General features: G+C 32.5%; 19 protein-coding genes and 1 other annotated feature. Of the genes, 2 read left to right on the top strand and 17 right to left on the bottom strand.

The features are described from left to right. Window position 1: 1 nt before the first annotated feature. On the bottom strand, window positions 2-745 hold the full coding sequence (locus tag RR561_RS07660; protein ID WP_332507099.1) for a GDSL-type esterase/lipase family protein: 744 nt from the start codon (window positions 743-745) through the stop codon (window positions 2-4). A gap of 423 nt (window positions 746-1,168) precedes the next feature. Here RR561_RS07660 and RR561_RS07655 point away from each other — a divergent pair, with 423 nt between their 5' ends. Further along, entirely contained in the window at window positions 1,169-1,402 is a 234-nt protein-coding gene (locus RR561_RS07655) for a hypothetical protein (protein ID WP_332507097.1), read from the top strand. Window positions 1,403-1,493: 91 nt separating this feature from the next. On the opposite strand, the gene RR561_RS07650 is transcribed toward RR561_RS07655, so the two are convergent. The 13 genes from RR561_RS07650 to RR561_RS07590 all read right to left on the bottom strand — a co-directional run bounded on the left by RR561_RS07650 (window position 1,494) and on the right by RR561_RS07590 (window position 11,648). Beyond that, window positions 1,494-2,513, bottom strand: a complete 1,020-nt coding sequence (locus tag RR561_RS07650) for a lactonase family protein (RefSeq protein WP_332507095.1) — start codon at window positions 2,511-2,513, stop codon at window positions 1,494-1,496. Between the two features lie 386 nt (window positions 2,514-2,899). After that, window positions 2,900-3,658, bottom strand: a complete 759-nt coding sequence (locus RR561_RS07645; protein WP_332507094.1) for an ABC transporter ATP-binding protein — start codon at window positions 3,656-3,658, stop codon at window positions 2,900-2,902. Between the two features lie 4 nt (window positions 3,659-3,662). Beyond that, window positions 3,663-4,457 (bottom strand): ABC transporter permease, encoded by a 795-nt coding sequence (locus tag RR561_RS07640; protein ID WP_332507092.1) that lies wholly within the window; start codon window positions 4,455-4,457, stop codon window positions 3,663-3,665. Between the two features lie 11 nt (window positions 4,458-4,468). Continuing rightward, window positions 4,469-5,452 (bottom strand): ABC transporter substrate-binding protein, encoded by a 984-nt coding sequence (locus RR561_RS07635; protein WP_332507090.1) that lies wholly within the window; start codon window positions 5,450-5,452, stop codon window positions 4,469-4,471. A 96-nt stretch (window positions 5,453-5,548) separates the two neighbouring features. Beyond that, on the bottom strand, window positions 5,549-6,523 hold the full coding sequence (locus tag RR561_RS07630; protein ID WP_332507088.1) for a hypothetical protein: 975 nt from the start codon (window positions 6,521-6,523) through the stop codon (window positions 5,549-5,551). Window positions 6,524-6,865: 342 nt separating this feature from the next. Beyond that, a complete protein-coding gene (gene rplL, locus RR561_RS07625; RefSeq protein WP_332507086.1) occupies window positions 6,866-7,231 on the bottom strand; it encodes a 50S ribosomal protein L7/L12 in 366 nt (121 codons plus the stop codon). A 96-nt stretch (window positions 7,232-7,327) separates the two neighbouring features. Beyond that, entirely contained in the window at window positions 7,328-7,846 is a 519-nt protein-coding gene (gene rplJ, locus RR561_RS07620; protein WP_332507085.1) for a 50S ribosomal protein L10, read from the bottom strand. 45 nt (window positions 7,847-7,891) lie between these two features. Then, window positions 7,892-8,019, bottom strand: a sequence feature (ribosomal protein L10 leader region). A gap of 67 nt (window positions 8,020-8,086) precedes the next feature. Continuing rightward, complete coding sequence (gene rplA / locus RR561_RS07615; protein ID WP_332507084.1) at window positions 8,087-8,785, bottom strand: 50S ribosomal protein L1; 699 nt, start codon at window positions 8,783-8,785, stop codon at window positions 8,087-8,089. 91 nt (window positions 8,786-8,876) lie between these two features. Then, a complete protein-coding gene (rplK, locus tag RR561_RS07610) occupies window positions 8,877-9,302 on the bottom strand; it encodes a 50S ribosomal protein L11 (protein ID WP_332507083.1) in 426 nt (141 codons plus the stop codon). Window positions 9,303-9,316: 14 nt separating this feature from the next. Continuing rightward, window positions 9,317-9,859 carry a transcription termination/antitermination protein NusG gene (nusG, locus tag RR561_RS07605; protein WP_332507081.1) on the bottom strand — a complete coding sequence of 181 codons (543 nt, stop codon included), beginning with the start codon at window positions 9,857-9,859 and terminating at the stop codon, window positions 9,317-9,319. A 30-nt stretch (window positions 9,860-9,889) separates the two neighbouring features. Next, a complete protein-coding gene (secE, locus tag RR561_RS07600) occupies window positions 9,890-10,099 on the bottom strand; it encodes a preprotein translocase subunit SecE (RefSeq protein ID WP_332507079.1) in 210 nt (69 codons plus the stop codon). Between the two features lie 48 nt (window positions 10,100-10,147). After that, complete coding sequence (rpmG, locus tag RR561_RS07595) at window positions 10,148-10,297, bottom strand: 50S ribosomal protein L33 (protein ID WP_106777200.1); 150 nt, start codon at window positions 10,295-10,297, stop codon at window positions 10,148-10,150. A gap of 268 nt (window positions 10,298-10,565) precedes the next feature. Then, entirely contained in the window at window positions 10,566-11,648 is a 1,083-nt protein-coding gene (locus RR561_RS07590) for a M24 family metallopeptidase (RefSeq protein WP_332507077.1), read from the bottom strand. A gap of 345 nt (window positions 11,649-11,993) precedes the next feature. On the opposite strand from RR561_RS07590, the gene pip reads away from it, so the two are divergent. Beyond that, window positions 11,994-12,953 carry a prolyl aminopeptidase gene (pip, locus tag RR561_RS07585; protein WP_332507075.1) on the top strand — a complete coding sequence of 320 codons (960 nt, stop codon included), beginning with the start codon at window positions 11,994-11,996 and terminating at the stop codon, window positions 12,951-12,953. Between the two features lie 653 nt (window positions 12,954-13,606). On the opposite strand, the gene RR561_RS07580 is transcribed toward pip, so the two are convergent. From RR561_RS07580 to RR561_RS07570, 3 genes are all read right to left on the bottom strand, one after another. Further along, window positions 13,607-15,004, bottom strand: coding sequence for a peptide MFS transporter (locus RR561_RS07580; RefSeq protein ID WP_332507073.1), 1,398 nt, complete (start codon window positions 15,002-15,004; stop codon window positions 13,607-13,609). 224 nt (window positions 15,005-15,228) lie between these two features. Continuing rightward, window positions 15,229-17,055, bottom strand: a complete 1,827-nt coding sequence (locus RR561_RS07575; protein WP_332507072.1) for a bifunctional homocysteine S-methyltransferase/methylenetetrahydrofolate reductase — start codon at window positions 17,053-17,055, stop codon at window positions 15,229-15,231. Window positions 17,056-17,065: 10 nt separating this feature from the next. Continuing rightward, entirely contained in the window at window positions 17,066-19,630 is a 2,565-nt protein-coding gene (locus tag RR561_RS07570) for a homocysteine S-methyltransferase family protein (RefSeq protein WP_332507070.1), read from the bottom strand. Window positions 19,631-19,633: the final 3 nt, after the last annotated feature.

The raw sequence follows: 19,633 nt of genomic DNA, 5'->3' as shown, positions 1-19,633 counted from the left end.
CCTACATATTTTCGCTTAAGAAAAATAACCAGTTTTTATAAAAGTCGTACTTCAAATGTATTCCATCAGGTTCATACAAATCATTTGATGTAATTAATCCATCAGATGATAAGAACTGAGCCCCTGTTTCACCTGCTACTTCTTTTACTTTATCTGAAAACATCTTAATATTATCATTGTTTATTCTCATATCCTTTTTTGATGCAACACTTTCATTTACTGGAAGAGGTGCTTGTAGATAAATTTTCACGCCTGGATCTACCTTTTGTATAGATTTTACTAACTTGATATATTCTTCTTTATATTTTTCTGGAGAATAGGCATTTATATCATTTGCACCATATAGAATAACTATTTGTTTTGGTTTCAGGTTTTTTATTTCCTCCAAGTGTTTACTCGCTTGATTTATGTGTTCACCCTTCATGGCCAAAACGCTAGATGCATCCAGTATATTACCCTGTTTCAAGTATTCAGTGATTGAATCCCCCAAAAAAACGACGTCTTCGAATATTCCCTTGACAGACGCCATATTAAATTTTGTAATTGAGGTATCTTTGTTTACCTTGTTTATTTCTGCCTCTACATCATCTAGATTTTGATCAGCCTGTCTTTTCAGAAAATTAATTGTCCACTCCGGATTTTCCTTAATCTTTATAGAGCTATTTGCTGCAAAGACCTTTGATCCTATCATCATAGAGCCAGATATTAAAATAGCAGTCATAGTTAAAACTTTACTTTTTTTCATATCCAACATCCCATCTAAAATATTTTTTTAATCATACTTATAAATAAATTATAGTCTTATATTCATAACAAAACTTCCTTTCAAAATAAAACATTGTATTTTACTATGTTTTTTGTTGTTTTGCCCCCTTTGAATAATTTCTTTTAAAAACAGATATCGCTTGCAGAGTATATCTTATTTTCTGCACTAAACCTTATTTTTCACTTGCTAACATGTCTTTTAAATAATAGTTTTTAAATATTTACTCGACAAAATTAACTCCTAAATTTATTTTATAAATTGATATAAAAACGGCATTCTATTCATATTATAGCATAAAGAACTTGGTAAAATCTTGTTTTTTTCAAAAAAAGCTATACTTGTTATTAAGCTTTCTATAGTATAATATTTTATACAGATTAAAGAATAATTGGAGGTGCAAATTTGATAGCTACAAATCCAGCTGCCATAAGAATTTTTATTGTTACATTTATAGCTATGGCTATAAACACGCTTTTTCCAACGATTATGTATATCAGGGTTAAAAGAAAATCAGAAGGTAAAAAAGGCTTTTTCAAAAGATTGATTTTCACCGTTATAATACCTGAAATTTTGATTTTACTATCTAGTGTATATATTATATACCTAGTCGTGATGAGAAGCTTAGGTCTCAACTAAAAAAGATAGGTGTATCTATTTATACGCCTATCTTTTAATCTGTATATATATTTATTTTTCACTATAATTTTCCAAAGCATATTATTTATAACTAACTTAATACACACACAATTTCCTCTATATTTAGACATCTGCCATCTAAATGTTTAATTTTTCCTGTTTCTTTATCCCTATCAAATAGATGTATCAAACCATTCTGATGACCTACTAATATCATTTCTTCATCTTTTATAAGGGCAAAATCTCTAGGAGTATCTCCCTTTGTTTTTTCTATTTGAAGCAACTCTAACTTACTATTTTCAATAATTTTAAAGACAGCTATACTGTTGTGACCTCTATTTGACGCATATAAAAATCTATTATCTTTTGAAATTTTGATAGCAGAAGCAGTATTTTCCCCTTCATAGCCTTCAGGAAGAGTCGATACGTTTCTTATAAATTTAAAGGTACCCATTTTTCTATTGTATTTTACTACATCAATTGATGAGTTTAGCTCTCCAATTATATAGGCATATTCTCCTTCTCTATCAAATACCAAATGTCTTGGTCCCATTCCAGCTTTGGTGTTATACATTCCAACCAATTTATAGCTACCATCTTCGTACATTTTGTAAGAATATATACAGTCAGCTCCCAAGTTAACAACAATTAAATACTCATCATCTTTATCCTTAATTGCCATATGACATTTAGAAGAATCTTGATCAGGACTAACTATACTATGCCCAAAGTAGTTTATTGTATTTATTATTTTCATTTCAAGATTATCATCTACTTTTATTATATCCAGTCTACCTAGATGATAATTGCTTGCATATATGATACTTTGCCTCTCATCAAAATAGATATGGCAAGGTGATTTACCCATGTATCCAACCGTATCTACAAGATTGTATCTTCCATTTTCTAATTTATAAGAAGCTACTCCTCCTTCTTCCCTTGTAGTTATAGAAAATAGTTTTTTTCTATCCCTGCTCAAAGCCAAGAAAGTTGCTCCTTCTTCTCTTATAAACTCTACTTCATTTAATTTATCATTATTTTTATCTATTTTTAAAATATGAATTCCCTTATTCGTTTTCCTCGTATATCCGCCCAAATATATCCTCTTCATAAATTCACCTCCGAAACACTGTTTAACTTTCTTTTATAGTAATATAAATTAATAACGCTCTCATAGTAGTATTATACCCATTTAGAACATGGATGAACAATACTATTTTTATTACTAATATTTTTAACAATAGTATTAATATCAATTGTTCGTATTTCATTATTGTTTGTAGATATCTATTCGCTTATACTTCATTATTGTTAGTGAATATCTATTTGCTAATTTGTAAGAGCTTAATGTATATTCTTTAAATATATATAAAAATATCCTATCTATTAGATGTATACAGTGTATACATCTAATAGATAGGATATTATATTTATTAAAATTAATTCTTGTTATCACTTTTATTTTTCAGCGACTTAATTTATCAAGCAAATTACTTATTAAGATATAAGCATTTTTAAAAGCTTCTTTTTTATATCTACAAACTCTGCATCACTTATTAAATCAATTTTTCTAGGTCTTTTAAACTTTATATCCAACACTTCTATGATTTTCCCTGGATTTTTACTCATTACTATCACTTTATCTGAAAGAAGTATCGCCTCTTCAATATCATGAGTTACAAATATTATTGAAGGCTTGTAGTGTTCCCAAAGCCTTAATGTTAGCCCTTGCATCTCTATCCTAGTTTGATAATCAAGAGCTGAAAAAGGTTCGTCCATAAGAAGGATTTCAGGATGCATTATCAAACTTCTAGCAAGTGATACCCTCTGTTTCATACCACCAGACAATTTGCTTGGATAGTAACTTTCATAGCCTTTTAGGTCTATCTCCCTGATGTATTCATCTGTAAATTTTTTAATTTCATTCTTAGGTGTTTTTTTAAGCTTTAAGCCATATCCAATATTTTCTTCTACAGTAAGCCAATCAAAAAGTGCTGCTTCTTGAAATATATACCCTCTATTAGAAGATGGACCAGTTATCTTTTGCCCTTTAAATAATATAGACCCCTCATAACTGTTATTTATCCCACCTATGGCACCCAAAAGAGTTGATTTTCCGCAACCACTTGGCCCGATTATACTTACAATTTCACCCTTTTTTATGTCAAAGCTTATATCTTCCAAAACCTTTTTATAGTTTTTTCCATTTGCATATCCCAAGTTGATATCTTCTATTTTTAGAATAATTTCATCCATATATCTACCTCAATTCTGCTGGTCTAAGAACCTTAAAAATAGCAAGTAATATTAAGTCAAATATTCTTCCAAGAAATGCTATAGATATCATACAAACTATTATCATATCTACATTTCCTAGCATTCTAGAGTCCATCATAACAGCTCCTAGCCCTTCATTTACACCTGTAAGCTCACCTAGTACTAGGTAGGCCCAACACACTCCCATCCCTAACCTCAAGCCAGAAAATATTCCTGGAAGTGAGGCTGGAAGTATAATGGTCCTCATTATATTCCCTTGACTTGCTCCTAGTAGCTTGCCCACATTAATTAGTGTATCATCCACGTCATTTACTGCTCTTAAAGTATTTACATATATTGGGAAAAATGCAGCTAGTGCTACCAAAAATATTGTTGTTTTATTTCCGACACCGAACCATACCATAGCAATAGGAAACCATCCTATACCTGGAATCATTCTGATAATATGTATAAATGGATCAAACAATCTTTTTATATATATATAATATCCAGAAAGAATCCCCATACCTACACCCAGTGTACTAGCAATCAAAAAACCCACAACCACTCTATATGTACTTGCTAGAGCATTGCTTAAGAAGCTTCCAGAGTAACTACTTAGCTCATAACTACCCGTTATAAAGTCTATAAACCCTTTAGCCACTGTACTAAGTGACGGTATTAAATACTTTGGAGTATCTAGTAATGTAGGCAAAATAGCCCAAGCTGCTATAAATATAATCGGTACAATGAAGCCAACAAAATCAATCGTACTATTTTTATTTATATTTTTTTCCATTTTATTCACCACTATTTAGCTTCTTCTTTTGCTTTCTCTAAGAATGTAAGATCAAACATTTTGTCGATATCAGGAACATTATCTATTATTTTTTGTTCCTTCATTCTTTCAGCAAGATTCTTCACCTGCTTTATCGTTTGAGGTGTAATATCATATGTTAAGTCTATATTTTCAGTAGATTTAGTAATGTATTTTTTATCAGTACCAAATTCTACAGCTTTATCAATCCACTCTTCCTTATGATTCATAAGATACTTAGTTGATTCAACGTGCATATCAACCATTTCTTGAACCTTAGCTGGATCATTTTTGATTTCATCCTCAGTAGTAATCATAGCTGCATTAATATATCCTATGCTATCATCATAGTAAGGGTAGACTAATACTTTTCCATATCCATCTGTCATTGCTATTGATGGGTAAGGTTCACCGCTACAAAATGCATCAATTGATCCTGAAGCAAGCGCTTGTCCCATATCAAAGAAATCAATTTTCTTTAGTGTTACATCCTTATTTGGATCAAGTCCTGCCTTATCCAACACTTCTAACAATAATATATGATGCATCGTTCCTGGAACATAAGCTATTGTTTTTCCCTTTAAATCTTTTATATCATTTATGTTGCTATCTTTTCCAACTACTAGTGCAGAACACTTTTCTGTCATACTAGCTACAACTTTAATTGGTTCTCCCTTTGATGCAGCCATAATAGCTGTTACCCAAGTAGTTCCAGTAAAATCAAGATCTCCTGATAACAAAGCAGTCTTCATATCTCCAGGATTAGTAAAAGGTTTTACCTCTAGCTGATCTTTCTCACTTTTAAACTTATCATAAATAAATGGTTGTATGGTCTGAGCTGTCTTCCAAGTTCCTACATTCATCTCCATTTTTTTGTTGTCAGTCTTAGTTGTTTCTTTCTTTGATGAGTCACTACAACCCATCATAGAAACAGAAATAACAAGAGCTGACATTAATAGTAACGCTTTTTTCTTCATTGCTTCCTCCTATATTGATTCCCTTAAAATTTATATATTTTAATAAAAACAAATATTTTTCAAATATATTAGTCTTTATAAATATAGCATTTCTACTTATTGAACATAATATCCACTATCCACCAAAAGCATTTTTGCCTTTTCTGCATCTATAGAATCCCATTCTTTAAGTTCAATTTTTGAAGACCTCGGGATTGCACCAATATCGACCACTATTGCATTTGCCCCACAATCCAGTGCCTTTTTGTTGTATGGATGTACTATTATATCCTCAATATGCCCCCTAGTGGCTATTCTCATGACAGCTACTATATGAGCCAGTCTGTCTTCATCCAAATCACCAAAAGCAAATTTTGGAGTTCCTTCTACTGAGACTCTTTTCATGACACCACCAACGGTAGTTTTTTCTTCAACTATTCCAAGTATTCTATCTGCAATTTCTTCTGAAGTATGTTCTGGTCCTATTGGTTCTAGATACTGAGATAAAATCATCCCTGATTCAGTTATTTTTTCTAGAGTGATTTTTCTATCATCTATAGCAAAATCAGTATCCACACCTTCCCTTAATCTTATGGCTTGATAAACCATATCAAAGCCTGCATCTTTTAATTCTTTTGATCTTCTAGAGTTTTCGTCACCAGTATTCACTGTAAATATGACATCTTCTGGTAGTATGCTCTTTATTTTACGGGCATAATAAACAAGCTTATCAAAATCATAGAACTCTGTGGTTCTAATGACAAGCCAATTTACACCATTTTCTATAAAACCCTCTGTAATTTTCATCACTTCAGCTTCTTCTAGCTCATAATATTTTCTTGTAGAATTCCATTCTTCTCCCAAGGAGCAAAAGCTACAGTTCATCTTACAACTTGCATAATCTAGCCCTATGGCAGCCCAAATCTTACCTCTATTATCAGCGACACTCTTACTGATACTTCTGGCTAGGGCTCCCAATAATTTTACCTCTTGGGACTGTGAAGGTAGTTCTAAAAGGTTTACAATATCTTGCTTATCAAGAAGCTTACCATCCATAGCTTTCATTATGGAACTTTCAACCTCGTCTTTCATAATCCCTCCTATATAATATATCTATCCACTTTTAGACATATTCTTTTTCAGTTTATCATCTTATGCTTATATTAGCAATTACATACATTATTTATATATAATTGCTATAGCTCATACTATATCTATAGTAAATATCTATTTAAATATTTCAAAACGCTTTACTTTAGCTGTATATTAACTTGATCAAATATAGGCATATTTTACATAATTTTTTTCGAAATAATACTATAATATTCTCTATTTTCAATACAATTCAGCAAATTTGCGCAAAAAAAGAGTCGCCCGATCATTACGATACAGACAACCCCCTGATAGCAATTTTGTCTTAAATTAAAAGTTAAATTACTTTACTTCTACTGATGCACCAGCAGCTTCTAACTTTTCCTTTATTTCATTAGCTTCGTCCTTAGATGCGCCTTCCTTAACTGGCTTTGGAGCTCCGTCAACTAATTCCTTAGCGTCCTTTAATCCTAATCCTGTTATAGCTCTAACTTCCTTTATAACACCTATCTTTGAAGCACCAGCTGAAGTTAATATTACGTCAAATTCAGTCTTTTCTTCAGCAGCAGCACCGCCTGCAGCAGCACCACCAACCATTACTGGAGCAGAAGCTGATACGCCGAATTTTTCTTCAGCAGCCTCAACTAATTCATTTAATTCTAAAACTTTCATGTTTTCTATAGCTTCTAAAATCTGTTCTATTGTCATTTTATTGCACCTCCGTGTATTATTTATCTTTTATTTTGTCTTAATTTCGATTTAAACTTTTGGCTAATTAGCCTACCAGATTAACTGGTGTATAACTTACGCTTCTGTAGCTTCGTCTTGCTTCTTTATTATTGCATCCAATAAGTATACGAAGTTTGACATTGGAGCCTTTAGGCTGCCAAGAAGCTTTGCAATAAGTACTTCTCTTGATGGTATTGATGCAAGAGCAACAATCTTTGATTCGTTGTAGAATTCACCTTCAACAACACCCATCTTTAGAGTTATCTTTTCTGGATTCTTATCCATAAAGCTCTTAAGAATTCTAGCTGGAGCAACTGGATCTTCGTAACCAAATGCAATTGCGTTTGGTCCTACTAACTGTTCATCATTGAAGTTTGCAAAAGCATCTCCACCGACTTGGCTAGCAGCTCTTCTTACAAGTGTATTCTTGTATACCTTGTATTCAACACCAGCTTCTCTCATCTGACTTCTTAGTTCTGTTACCTGCTCAACTGTTAGTCCCTTATAATCAAGAACTATGACAGAAGCAGCTTTTTCTAGCTTATCCGCTATTTCAGCAACAACAGCTGACTTAGTTTCCATAGCATTATTCATAATCTTAGTGCACCTCCTTCACAAAAATAAAGTTTAGCACTCACCGTAAAATATAAAAAACCCCTGCAACCATTTTATAGACTGCAAGGGTACAAGTATCACGTATATCGCAACCTCGGTGGGAAATTAAGCAATGTAGCACCCACTGTCTACGGTAAATCTATTCTTTTTCAACATTGACAATGATATCATATATGTCAACCTGTGTCAACAGTATTTCAAATATTTACTTGAAATTTATTAGTCAGTTACCTTTGCAGGGTTGATTTTAACACCAGGTCCCATTGATGCAGCAACTGTAACACTCTTCATGTACTGACCCTTAGTAGCAGATGGTCTAGCCTTTATTATAGCATCCATAAGTACCTTAAAGTTGTCAAATACCTTTTCAGCACCAAATGATGCCTTACCAACTGGAACGTGTATTATATTAGACTTATCTAGTCTATATTCTACCTTACCAGCCTTGATTTCTTCTACAGCCTTAGTAACGTCAAAAGTAACTGTTCCAGACTTAGGGTTTGGCATTAATCCCTTAGGTCCTAAAACTCTACCTAATCTACCAACTACACCCATCATATCTGGAGTAGCAACAACTATATCAAAATCAAACCAGTTTTCTCCCTGGATCTTCTGAACTAAGTCTTCAGCTCCTACAAAATCAGCTCCTGCTTCTTCTGCTTCCTTAGCCTTTTCTCCCTTAGCGAAAACTAAAACCTTCTTAGTCTTACCTGTACCGTGTGGTAAAACTATAGCTCCTCTAACCTGCTGATCAGCATGTCTAGAGTCAACTCCTAGTCTTACATGTACTTCTATAGTTTCATCAAACTTTGCACTTGCAGTATCTACTGCTAGCTTCATAGCTTCTGAAGCGTCATAGTATTCATTTCTATCTACTTTAGCGATTACTTCTTCGTATCTTTTACCTTTTCTTCCCATTTTAAATTCCTCCTTGTGGTATATACGGTATTTTTACCTCCCACTAATAAGGCATTTTACCTTACATAGCGAAATATATTAGTTGATTTTATTAGTCAACTACTTCAACACCCATACTTCTAGCTGTTCCTGCGATCATTCTCATTGCAGATTCAACTGAAGCAGCATTTAAATCCTTCATCTTAAGCTCAGCTATTTCCTGAACCTGAGCGCTAGTTATCTTACCAACCTTATTCTTATTTGGTTCACCTGAACCTGACTTTAGGTTGATAGCCTTCTTGATAAGTACAGCAGCTGGTGGAGTCTTAGTTATGAAACTGAAAGATCTATCCTGATATACTGTTATAACAACTGGTATAAGCATTCCTGCCTGATCTGCTGTCTTAGCGTTGAATTCCTTTGTGAACGCCATAATATTAACACCGTGCTGTCCTAGTGCTGGTCCAACTGGTGGAGCTGGAGTTGCCTTTCCTGCAGGTATCTGTAATTTAATTTGTCCTATAATTTTCTTAGCCATTGTGTTGCACCTCCTTAAACTTTCTCTATATTTTCAAGCCCTAGTGTTACCAAGGCCTTCCTACCAAATGCATTAACATAGACTTTTACTTCTCTTTTTTCGATGTTTATGTCTTCTACTTCTCCAATATTGTCAACAAAAGCACCACTTATTACTCTTACTGCATCTCCTGGGTTTAGATCAACATCACCAGAGACAATCTTGTCAGATGGAAGTTCAATTCCCATATTAAACACTTCGTCTTCTGTTAGAGGAACTGGCTTTGAGCCAGGTCCAACGAATCCTGTAACACCTTTGGTATTTCTAACAATATACCAAGATTCATCAGTCATTTCCATTTTTACTATTACATAACTTGGAAATATCTTTCTTTGACTAATTTTTTCTTTACCAGTCTTCGTAGTTGTTACTACATCTTCTGTTGGAACTACTACCTGTTCGATAATATCTTCCATACCCCTGTTTTTAACAGTATTTTCAATTGTAGTTTTTACTTTGTTTTCATGACCAGAATAAGTATGAACGACATACCATCTCTTACTTCTTTCTTCTGACATAAAAAATCATCCTTTCAATATGGATTACTACTATCTACCAATTAGTATACTTAAAAGTTTTGATAAACCTGTGTCTACTAACCACACAAATAGAGTAGCAATTACTACTACCGCCAAGACTACTGCAGTCTTGCTAGCTAGCTCTCCTTTAGTTGGCCACGTTACTTGTTTAAGTTCATTTATTGTTCCCTTAAAAAAGCCAACTTTTTTTTCTGAAACTTCTACATTTTCCTTAGCCATCTAATCACATCCTTTACGCTAAACACTTAGTTACCTGATGTGTCTCAATTACTTAGTTTCTTTATGAGTAGTATGCTTCTTACAGAATTTACAGTACTTCTGTAATTCTATTCTGTCAGGATTATTCTTCTTATTCTTTGTTGTATGGTAATTTCTCTGACCACAGTCTTTACATGCTAAAGTTACTTTAACTCTCATCATTACACCTCCATGATTAATTTTATATATGATGATATAGCTTCCTGAAAAAAATCAAGTAACTATTACCTTCCGTAATTTTTACAACTCAAACTGACGACTATAGAAAAGCCGTCTAAAATAAAATACCACAAATTTATTGCTATGTCAATTGATTTGTGGTATTTTAATCTGATTTTTTTTATTTTTATTTTTATTTTATGACCCGTATAAAACGAGTTTATACGGGTCATATTTGTATACCATATATAATAGTATAAATTATTTATTAGTCATTTCCTATTACTTGAAGATCCTTAGTATATGAATTCAATACTTCGCATCCATCTTCTGTAATAAGAACTAAGTCTTCTATTCTAACACCGAATTCACCTGGTAGGTAAATTCCTGGTTCTATTGAGAATATCATTCCTGGTTCAGCTACGTCTGTATTTACAGATGATACATCGCCATAGTCATGATCTTCTAGACCTATATGATGTCCTGTTCTATGAGTAAAGTATTCTCCATATCCCTTTTCAGTGATGTAATCTCTACAAGCTGCATCTATATCACAGAATCTAGCACCTGGCTTAGAAGCTTCTATACCTCTTCTGTTAGCTTCTACAACTATATCATAGACTTCCTTACCCTTTGGACTTACTTCCTTCCAGAATACTGTTCTAGTCATATCAGAGCAGTACATACTCTTCTTGCAACCGATATCTATTATTATAGCATCTCCTGGTTGAGCGTATCTATCTCCTGGTTCTCCGTGTGGGTTTGCACCGTTAGCAGCCATACCTATAATAGGATCAAATGAAAGACCTTCTGCTCCCATTTCCTTATATAGATTTATTAGTTCATCAGCTATCTGCTTTTCTGTCTTATCTCCTGTAATTCTACCTATGATTTCTTCACAAGCCTTATCATTCATTACAGATGCATTTCTCATAAGCTTTTGTTCTTCTTGATCTTTATACATTCTTGATGTATCTACTATAAATGAAGAATTTACAAACTTATTGTCTGGGCACAAGTCCATTAAAGCAAGTACAAATCTTGCTGGCCAGTTCTTATCGACACCGATAGTCTTTCCCTTTTCCATATACTTAGCTACAATTGCGATTGAATCGTCTGTATCTGAGAATATAACCTTTTCTACACCTAGATCTTCTTCTATTGGGAATAAAGCGTTCACAAATAATTTATGATCTCCATTTTCCTTTAAGTATAGTGCAAATAGTCTTTCTCCTGGATTCAATAGATATCCTGTAAGATAGAATATTGAAAGTGGATCACTTACTATCATCTGAGGAATATTATTTTCCTTCATCTTCTTTAAAACTTGACTTACTCTGTTGTCTTTCATAATTAGGCCTCCACAAAAAAAATATTATGAATTTCGATCTATTTTTAGAATATTTTCTATTTAATAGTAAAATCAAAATTCATATATAATTATAACACTTAATCATAATAAATAAAACGTTTTTACGAAAAACATTATATTTATTATTTGACCATCTGATATATTTGTTATTTCATTGTCTTTTGCTAGAATTCTATTATTGTATGTGCTATAATTTTTATTAGAGTAGTATTTATAAGCTTTATATTATACTATTTTTATCGTCTTCAAATAAATAAAAATTGAATAATATTTGGATTAACTACTAAAATACTACAAAAATATTTTTTTCAAAGGAGTAGTAATATGAGCGAATTAAGAACACTTTATCCATCAATTGAAGCTAACTTTACTGATTTTATCAAGGTAGATGATGTTCATAATATTTATTATGAAGAATCTGGAAACCCAAATGGAAAGCCAGTAATATTCCTACATGGCGGCCCAGGATGCGGTACTGCCCCATCTTGTAGACAGTTCTTCGATCCAGAATTTTACAGAATAATACTATTTGACCAGAGAGGTAGTGGCAAGAGTACACCACATGCCAATCTTACTAATAATGATACAGATAGTATCATTTCGGATATGGAAAAGATCAGAGAAAAATTAGGAATAGAAAAATGGCTAGTATTTGGTGGTAGCTGGGGATCAACTCTTGCACTAAGCTATGCTATCAAACATCCTGAAAAGGTTGTAGGCCTAGTACTTAGAGGTATATTCCTAGGCAGACAGGAAGATATAGACTGGATATATCAAGAAGGTGGCGCATCTAATATATTCCCTGATAAGTGGGAAGACTATGTAAGCGTTATACCAGAAGCTGAAAGAGATGATATAGTTACAGCTTACTATAAGAGACTTACAAGCGACGACAGAGCCACTAGAGTGGAAGCTGCTAGAGCTTGGAGTATGTGGGAAGGTAGTATTGTAACTTTACTTCCAAATGAAGATTTGGTAAACGACTTTGGTGATGAAGACTATGCTATTTCTATGGCTACAATAGAGTGTCATTTCTGGATGAACAATATGTTTAGAGAAAATAGAAATTACATACTAGATGAAGCTGACATAATCAAGGATATACCTACTACTATAGTTCACGGAAGATATGATATGGACTGTAGATTTATCGGAGCTTGGTTACTTAGCAAGAAGTTAAATAAATGTGATTTAAATATTACTATTTCAGGTCACTCTTCTGGAGAACCAGAAGTAGTAGATAGACTAGTAAAGGCTACTGATAATTACAGGAAATTATTCTAGTAATTTCAGTATTATAATATTGAGTAAATTATTTTACTTTAGCATTAATATACTAAATAATCAGAATTTACTATATAAAAGAGAGCTTTATAGCTCTCTTTTTAATTAAAATATTTTTGTTATTTTATTATTTCAAGATCAATATTATCATTTTTTTAACACTTTTTATTTTAATCTATATTAAGTACACCTATATATATAAATATCCTTATATTATCTCTATTTATTTAAATTATTATTTTTTATATAATATATTTCTCTATTTATTCATTGTTTTATATCTATTTAAATTCACTCTTTTTCTTTCTATTTATCTCTATATTATTAGCTAATATTGGGGTTTTCCCAATATTGTATATAGAGTTCGCTATTTTATCTTTTTATATTTTTTCAAAATCCTTTTTGCGATTTCTAATCTATCATAAACATATCATACTTTTCCTATTATTCATTTTTATTTAATCTCTTTTTTTATTTAATTTTTTTATTTAATTAAATCATTTTATTACTTTTATTTTAATCTATTACAAAATAATTCATTCCATAAGAAAATGATAATTTTAGACCAAAATAAAAGGACTGCTACAAAAGTAGCAGTCCTTCATATAAAAATTTTATTATTCCCAAAATTTGTTGTTATTTAAAATTGCTTATTAAGCTTCTTCGTCTTCATCCTGAATCAACTTATTAAGTGGCTTAGTTAATAAGAACATTATAACTGCAACAACAAATGATACAATTGCAAATGTTACGAATATATTGTAGATACCAAGTTTTTCAACGAATCCCTGAATATATCCATTTAACTTAGATGCCACAAATGTAGCAACTGTCCAAACACCTATTAACAATGATAGATATTTTTTTGGTGCGAACTTACTTACGAATGAGTTTCCAAGTGGAGAGAAACAAATCTCACCTATTGTCAACAATAATCCAAATAAGAACAACCATAATACAGTTACCTGATGGCTTGCGTCAGCACCTACGCCTCTTGATAATTCCATAGCTATAAGTACAACATATGCTAATCCTAAGAATATAAATGATATTGTTACCTTCTGGAACATTGACAAGTCACCTTGTGGTCTCTGAGATAACTTAAACCATAACTTAGATGCACCTACACTTAGGAATATACATAGTAGACCATTCCAAGTAGTAGATAAATGCTGAGGAGCAAATGTAAATCCACCCAATGTCATGTTAACATACTTATCCATGTATATAGTTAATGCAATATCCTGCTGGTAGTAGAATAGCCAGAATATGATAGATACAAATGATACGAATACTATTGCAGCAACTCTCTTCTTTTCGTTCTTAGTAAGAGGTTCACTAGCTTCTTTCTTAGCTTCTTCCTTTGTTTCTTCTTCAGCTTCGCCTATTATGTTACCATTAACGTCAGTTTTGTACTTGAATGGCTTTATACCTTGTCCCTGAAGTGTTCTATATCCTAATGTAAAGAATACACCACCTAAGAATACCAAGATACCACAAACCAAGAATACTGGTCTGAATCCAAATACGTCTCCCTGCTTAAATGTACTCATATAAAGAACACCCGTAATCGCAGAACCTAGCATTGCACCAATATTAACAAATGAATATTGAACTGAGAATGCAGAGTCAAGTAAATCCTCATCGTCAAATAGACGACCGATAATCGCTGCAAGGTTACCCTTAAATAAACCAGTACCTATTGATACTATAGCAATCATCCATAAAATTGAGTTTACCCCTGTTGCCTTCCAGCCAAATAGATAGCCAATCGCCATAAGTACACAACCTATAGATACAGCATATCTAGCCCCTAACCAACGGTCACAAATAAATCCACCAATAACTGGTGCGATATAAGTCCAAGCAGTAAAGTCTGCAGCAATTATAGCAGCCTCTTTCGCTTCAATTCCTAGACCACCCTTTGATATAGCTGTGATCAAGAATAGGATTAATAGTGGCTTGCTACCGTAGAAAGCAAATCTTTCAAATGTGTAAGTTAAACTTGACACATAAAAGCCCTTCGGGTATTTTGCTTTAATTTCTCCCATAAACCTAAACCCTCCTTAAGATTAAATTAATAATATAAAATTTTGCGTTATCATATGAGACTACAATAACGTTATTAGAGGGATAGTAAATATCCCTCAATCAACAGTTTATATTCTAATTAAGATTTAGTCAAGGTATTTACTAAAATAAAAAAATAATATTTTTATATTTTTAAAATTTAGTGAATATTCAAAACCATGAATGCAATTAACTATACATATTCTTACTTATCTATGTATTTTTTCATTATTTCTTCAATAATTTCTACCCTGCTAAATGGCGTTATCAGATAAAACCCATCAACTTTATCTTCAATCTTTCTCATAAATTCCAAACTGATTTCTACCGCCAATCTGCTTGCTTTTTCTTTTGATACACCATTATATTTTTCTATTATTTTCTTCCCAACGCTTATTCCAGATATTTCCTCATTCATAAAGACAGCGTTTCTGTAACTGACAATAGGTATTATTCCTCCCATAACTTTTGACTTCAAAACTTTTTTAGCCCAATCCAAGTTCTCTATAGCCTTCTCAGATAGTATTGCTTGCGTAAAAAACACCTCTACACCTGCCTCTTCCTTTTTCTTTGCTTTCTCTAATTCCATTGCAAAATTTCTTGCATTTATATTTAATCCGCTTGATATCATCATATTATTTGTGAAAATCTTTTCATTCAGCTCTCTTATATACTGGGATAATATCCTTGAATTGAAATTAAAAACAGGCTTAATTTCATTTTTTTCAGCATTCGGAATAGGGTCACCTGTCACTATAATCAGATTTCTTATGTTTTCTATGTTTAAACCCAACAAAAGTGCTTTCGTCGCATTAAGGTTTCTATCCCTACAAGTAAGGTGGACTATTGGCTCTATATCTAACTCATTTTTTATCTTATATGCCATAAGAGAGCTGTCTATCCTCGCCCTAGCTACTGGACAATCTGCAATTGTAATCGCATCTACACCTGCCTTTTTTAGGCTATAGGCATTCTCCATGTATTTTTCTATATTTATGTCAGCAGGAGGATCAAGTTCTACTGCGATAACTTTCTTTGAAGAACATAGCTTGTCATAAAAAAGATTGGGATTTTTCTTCGTTTTTATCTTCCTCATAGACTCTATTTTATCAGTTGATATTAATTTTTTAAGACTTTTTATGTCCTTTCTTTCCCCTATAATATCATTTATTTTATCTATATGCTTCGGTGTAGTACCACAACATCCACCAATAATTTCCACACCATAATCCAAAAAATCCATCATTGCATTGGCAAAGTAGCTTGCATTATCAGAGTAATATACCCTATTACTTACAATAGTTGGATAAGATGCGTTGGGCATTATAGAAATTGTACTTTCCGGTAGATTGATTTTTTCTATCGTTTTCAATAAATATCCTGGACCAGAAATACAGTTAAAACCAACAGAATCCACCAGATTACTCTTGCTTATATTCTCAATTAGTTCTTCTCCATAATATCCCTTTCTCGTATAACCATCTGGGTTTATAGCAAAAGAAACCATAATAAAAGAATCTGCTTCTTTCTTCCTTATATAGTTACATACATCCAACAAAAATATATCTTCATCTAGAGTTTCAAATATAAAGTTTTTTGCGCCCAACTCTAGAAATTTATCCACAATATCCACATATTCTTCCACCAAATCTTTATAACTATATGAATCTGATGGATGAGAAATTGGACCTATATCTGCAAATACAAACCTATCTTCCCTAGCTATTTTATTATCCTTACAATATAGCTTTACAGAATCTTGAGCCAGTCTATATCCTGATTCTATAATAGTAGATAATACATCATCAGAACAGTTTAGAGACTCTTTATTTGCTCCAAATGTATTTGTCTTAATAGCTACTGCTCCTGCATCTAAGTACTCTTTATGTATATTAAAAATGACATCTCTATCAAATATATTTGCCATCTCACATTCTGGAAGTGCATTTTCTACTTTATCCCTATAGTAAGTTCCCATCGCACCATCAAATATAAGTGGAAATTTACTTTTTATTTTGTCCACATTATCCATAGCTTATCCCCTATCCAAATACTATCTTTGCACATTCAACACTTTTCTTTGCATCCTTACAATAATAGTCTGCATCAATTTTAAAAGCATATTCTTCAGTAAGTACAGCTCCACCAACCATAATTTTGCAAGCTGGGGCTGATTTTCTTACCCTTTCAATAGTTTTTTCCATACTTTTAAGTGTTGTTGTCATAAGTGCACTCAATCCCAACAATTTGATATCATATTTGACTACGGTATCCACCACTTTCTCTATGTCTACATCTCTTCCTAAATCTATTACATTATATCCATAGTTTTCTAAGATGACTTTTACTATATTTTTCCCGATATCATGAATGTCCCCCTTTACTGTAGCCATCACGATATTGCCCTTTGATACACTATCACCACCTTGAGATGCTATTTTTTCTTTAATCACCTCAAATGCCTCTTGAGATGCTTCAGCAGATTTAATCAATTGTGGCAGAAATATATCTCCTTTTTCATATCTATCTCCTACTCTGTCTAGGGTAGGTATCAGCCTATCATTTATTATTTCAAGCTCCGAGTACACGTCTAACAATTCCTCAGTGATCTCTCTTGTTTCATCTTTTAGACCTTTTTCTACTGCTTCTTCTATACTTAGCTCTCTTTTATCCTCTATTATTTTATTTCTTTTTTTATAGAACAGATTTTTATCATTTGTTTTTTTATCAGCTTCTATAAAATCACTAAATTTTTCTATATATAATTCTGAATCTTTGTCAATATTATTCAATACTTTAAATGCTGAGATATTATCCATGACCTGCTCTGAGGCAGGATTTATAATAGCCAAGTCTAGACCATTATTCATAGCCACAGTCAAAAATGTTGAATTGATCAGTTCTCTATTTGGAAGCCCAAAAGAAATATTGGACACGCCCAATATTGTTTTTAGCCCTAGATTTTCTTTTACAAGCTTTATCGCCTTTAATGTCTCTTTGGCTGCATCTTGTTGAGCCGATACAGTAAGAACTAGACAATCTACGTATATATCTTCTTTTTTTATACCGTATTTTTGACATTCCTTATATATCTTTTGAGCTATTTCAAATCTTTCCTCTGCCGTTTTGGGAATTCCCCTTTCATCTAAAGTCAAAGCAACTACTCCTGCTCCATACTTTTTAACTAAAGGTAAAATATTATCCATAGACTTTTGCTCTCCATTTACAGAGTTTAGTATTGGCTTTCCATTATATACTCTAAGACCCGCTTCCAAAGCATCATAATTTGAACTATCTATTTGAAGTGGTATATCCGTAATTGATTGGATTGCTTTTATTACTTTTCTCATCATCTCAGGCTCATCTATCTCAGGAAGCCCTAGGTTGATATCTAATATATCTGCACCTGCATCTACTTGTTCTATTGCCTGAGTCAGTATGTAATCCATCTCCTCATTTACTAGAGCCTCTTTAAATCTCCTTTTACCAGTTGGGTTGATTCTCTCACCCACAGTTTTTATACTATCTATTTCCACCAATGAACTCTGGCTACACACTACAGACTTTCTTTTCTTCTTTCTTTTGAATGATACACTGTTATTCAAATTTATTTTTTCTTCTTTATAATTGCAGTTTATATTATTACTGTTTTCATTATTTTTTCTATCACAATTTCTATTTTCATTATTGCTGCATTCATGATTCTTAATTTCATTATTGCCATTTTTATAGCTACCATTATTGTCTTCTATATGTATTGAGTCCAAAGCCTTCTTTATTTTGGATATATATTCTGGGCTAGTCCCACAGCAGCCACCTATATACTTCACGCCCAATTTGGCTATTTCTACTATATATCTACAATATTCATCCGAATCCAAATCATATCCACCTGTTTCAAGATTTGGGAGTCCTGCATTTGCCTTTACTATAATATCTATATTTGAGAGTTCTCTGATCTTTTTGGCTATTGGATATATTTCATCTGGACCCAAAGAACAGTTGATTCCTAGAGCATCTACTCCTAGACCCTCTACAGTTGCCACGAAAGATTCCACACTACAGCCAGTAAATGTCCTTCCATTTTTTTCAAATGTCATACTTGTAAATACAGGCAAGGATGTATTTTCCTTGGCTGCAAGAATAGCTGCCTTCAACTCATACAAGTCAGTCATCGTTTCTATTACAATCAAGTCAGCTCCACTTTCCTGACCAATTATCATTTCTTCTTTGAAAATATCATATGCTTCTTCAAATAAAAGACTTCCATTTGGTTCCAACAACTCTCCTATAGGACCAACATCTAGAGCTATGCACGCACTTTGACTGCCATTTCTCGCAGCTAAAACTGCATTTGAAATAACATTTTCAAGATTTAAATCTGTATCTTCTAGCTTATGTCTATTGGCACCAAAAGTATTTGTATAAATTATTTCAGATCCACTTTTCTCATATAAGGAGTGTATCTCTGATATGATTTCTTTGTTTGTAATATTAAATTTCTCAGGTCTTTCTCCTAGTTTTAGACCAGACTTTTGGAGCATTGTTCCCATAGCTCCATCTAAAATTACAAATCCATCTCTTTTCATTAGTTCATCTATCTTCATATA

Origin of the sequence: Peptostreptococcus sp. (assembly GCF_036639115.1) — a bacterium.
GTDB lineage: Bacteria > Bacillota > Clostridia > Peptostreptococcales > Peptostreptococcaceae > Peptostreptococcus.
The sequence above is the reverse complement of the archived record's forward strand: the minus strand, read 5'-3'. Positions and strand labels throughout refer to the sequence as shown.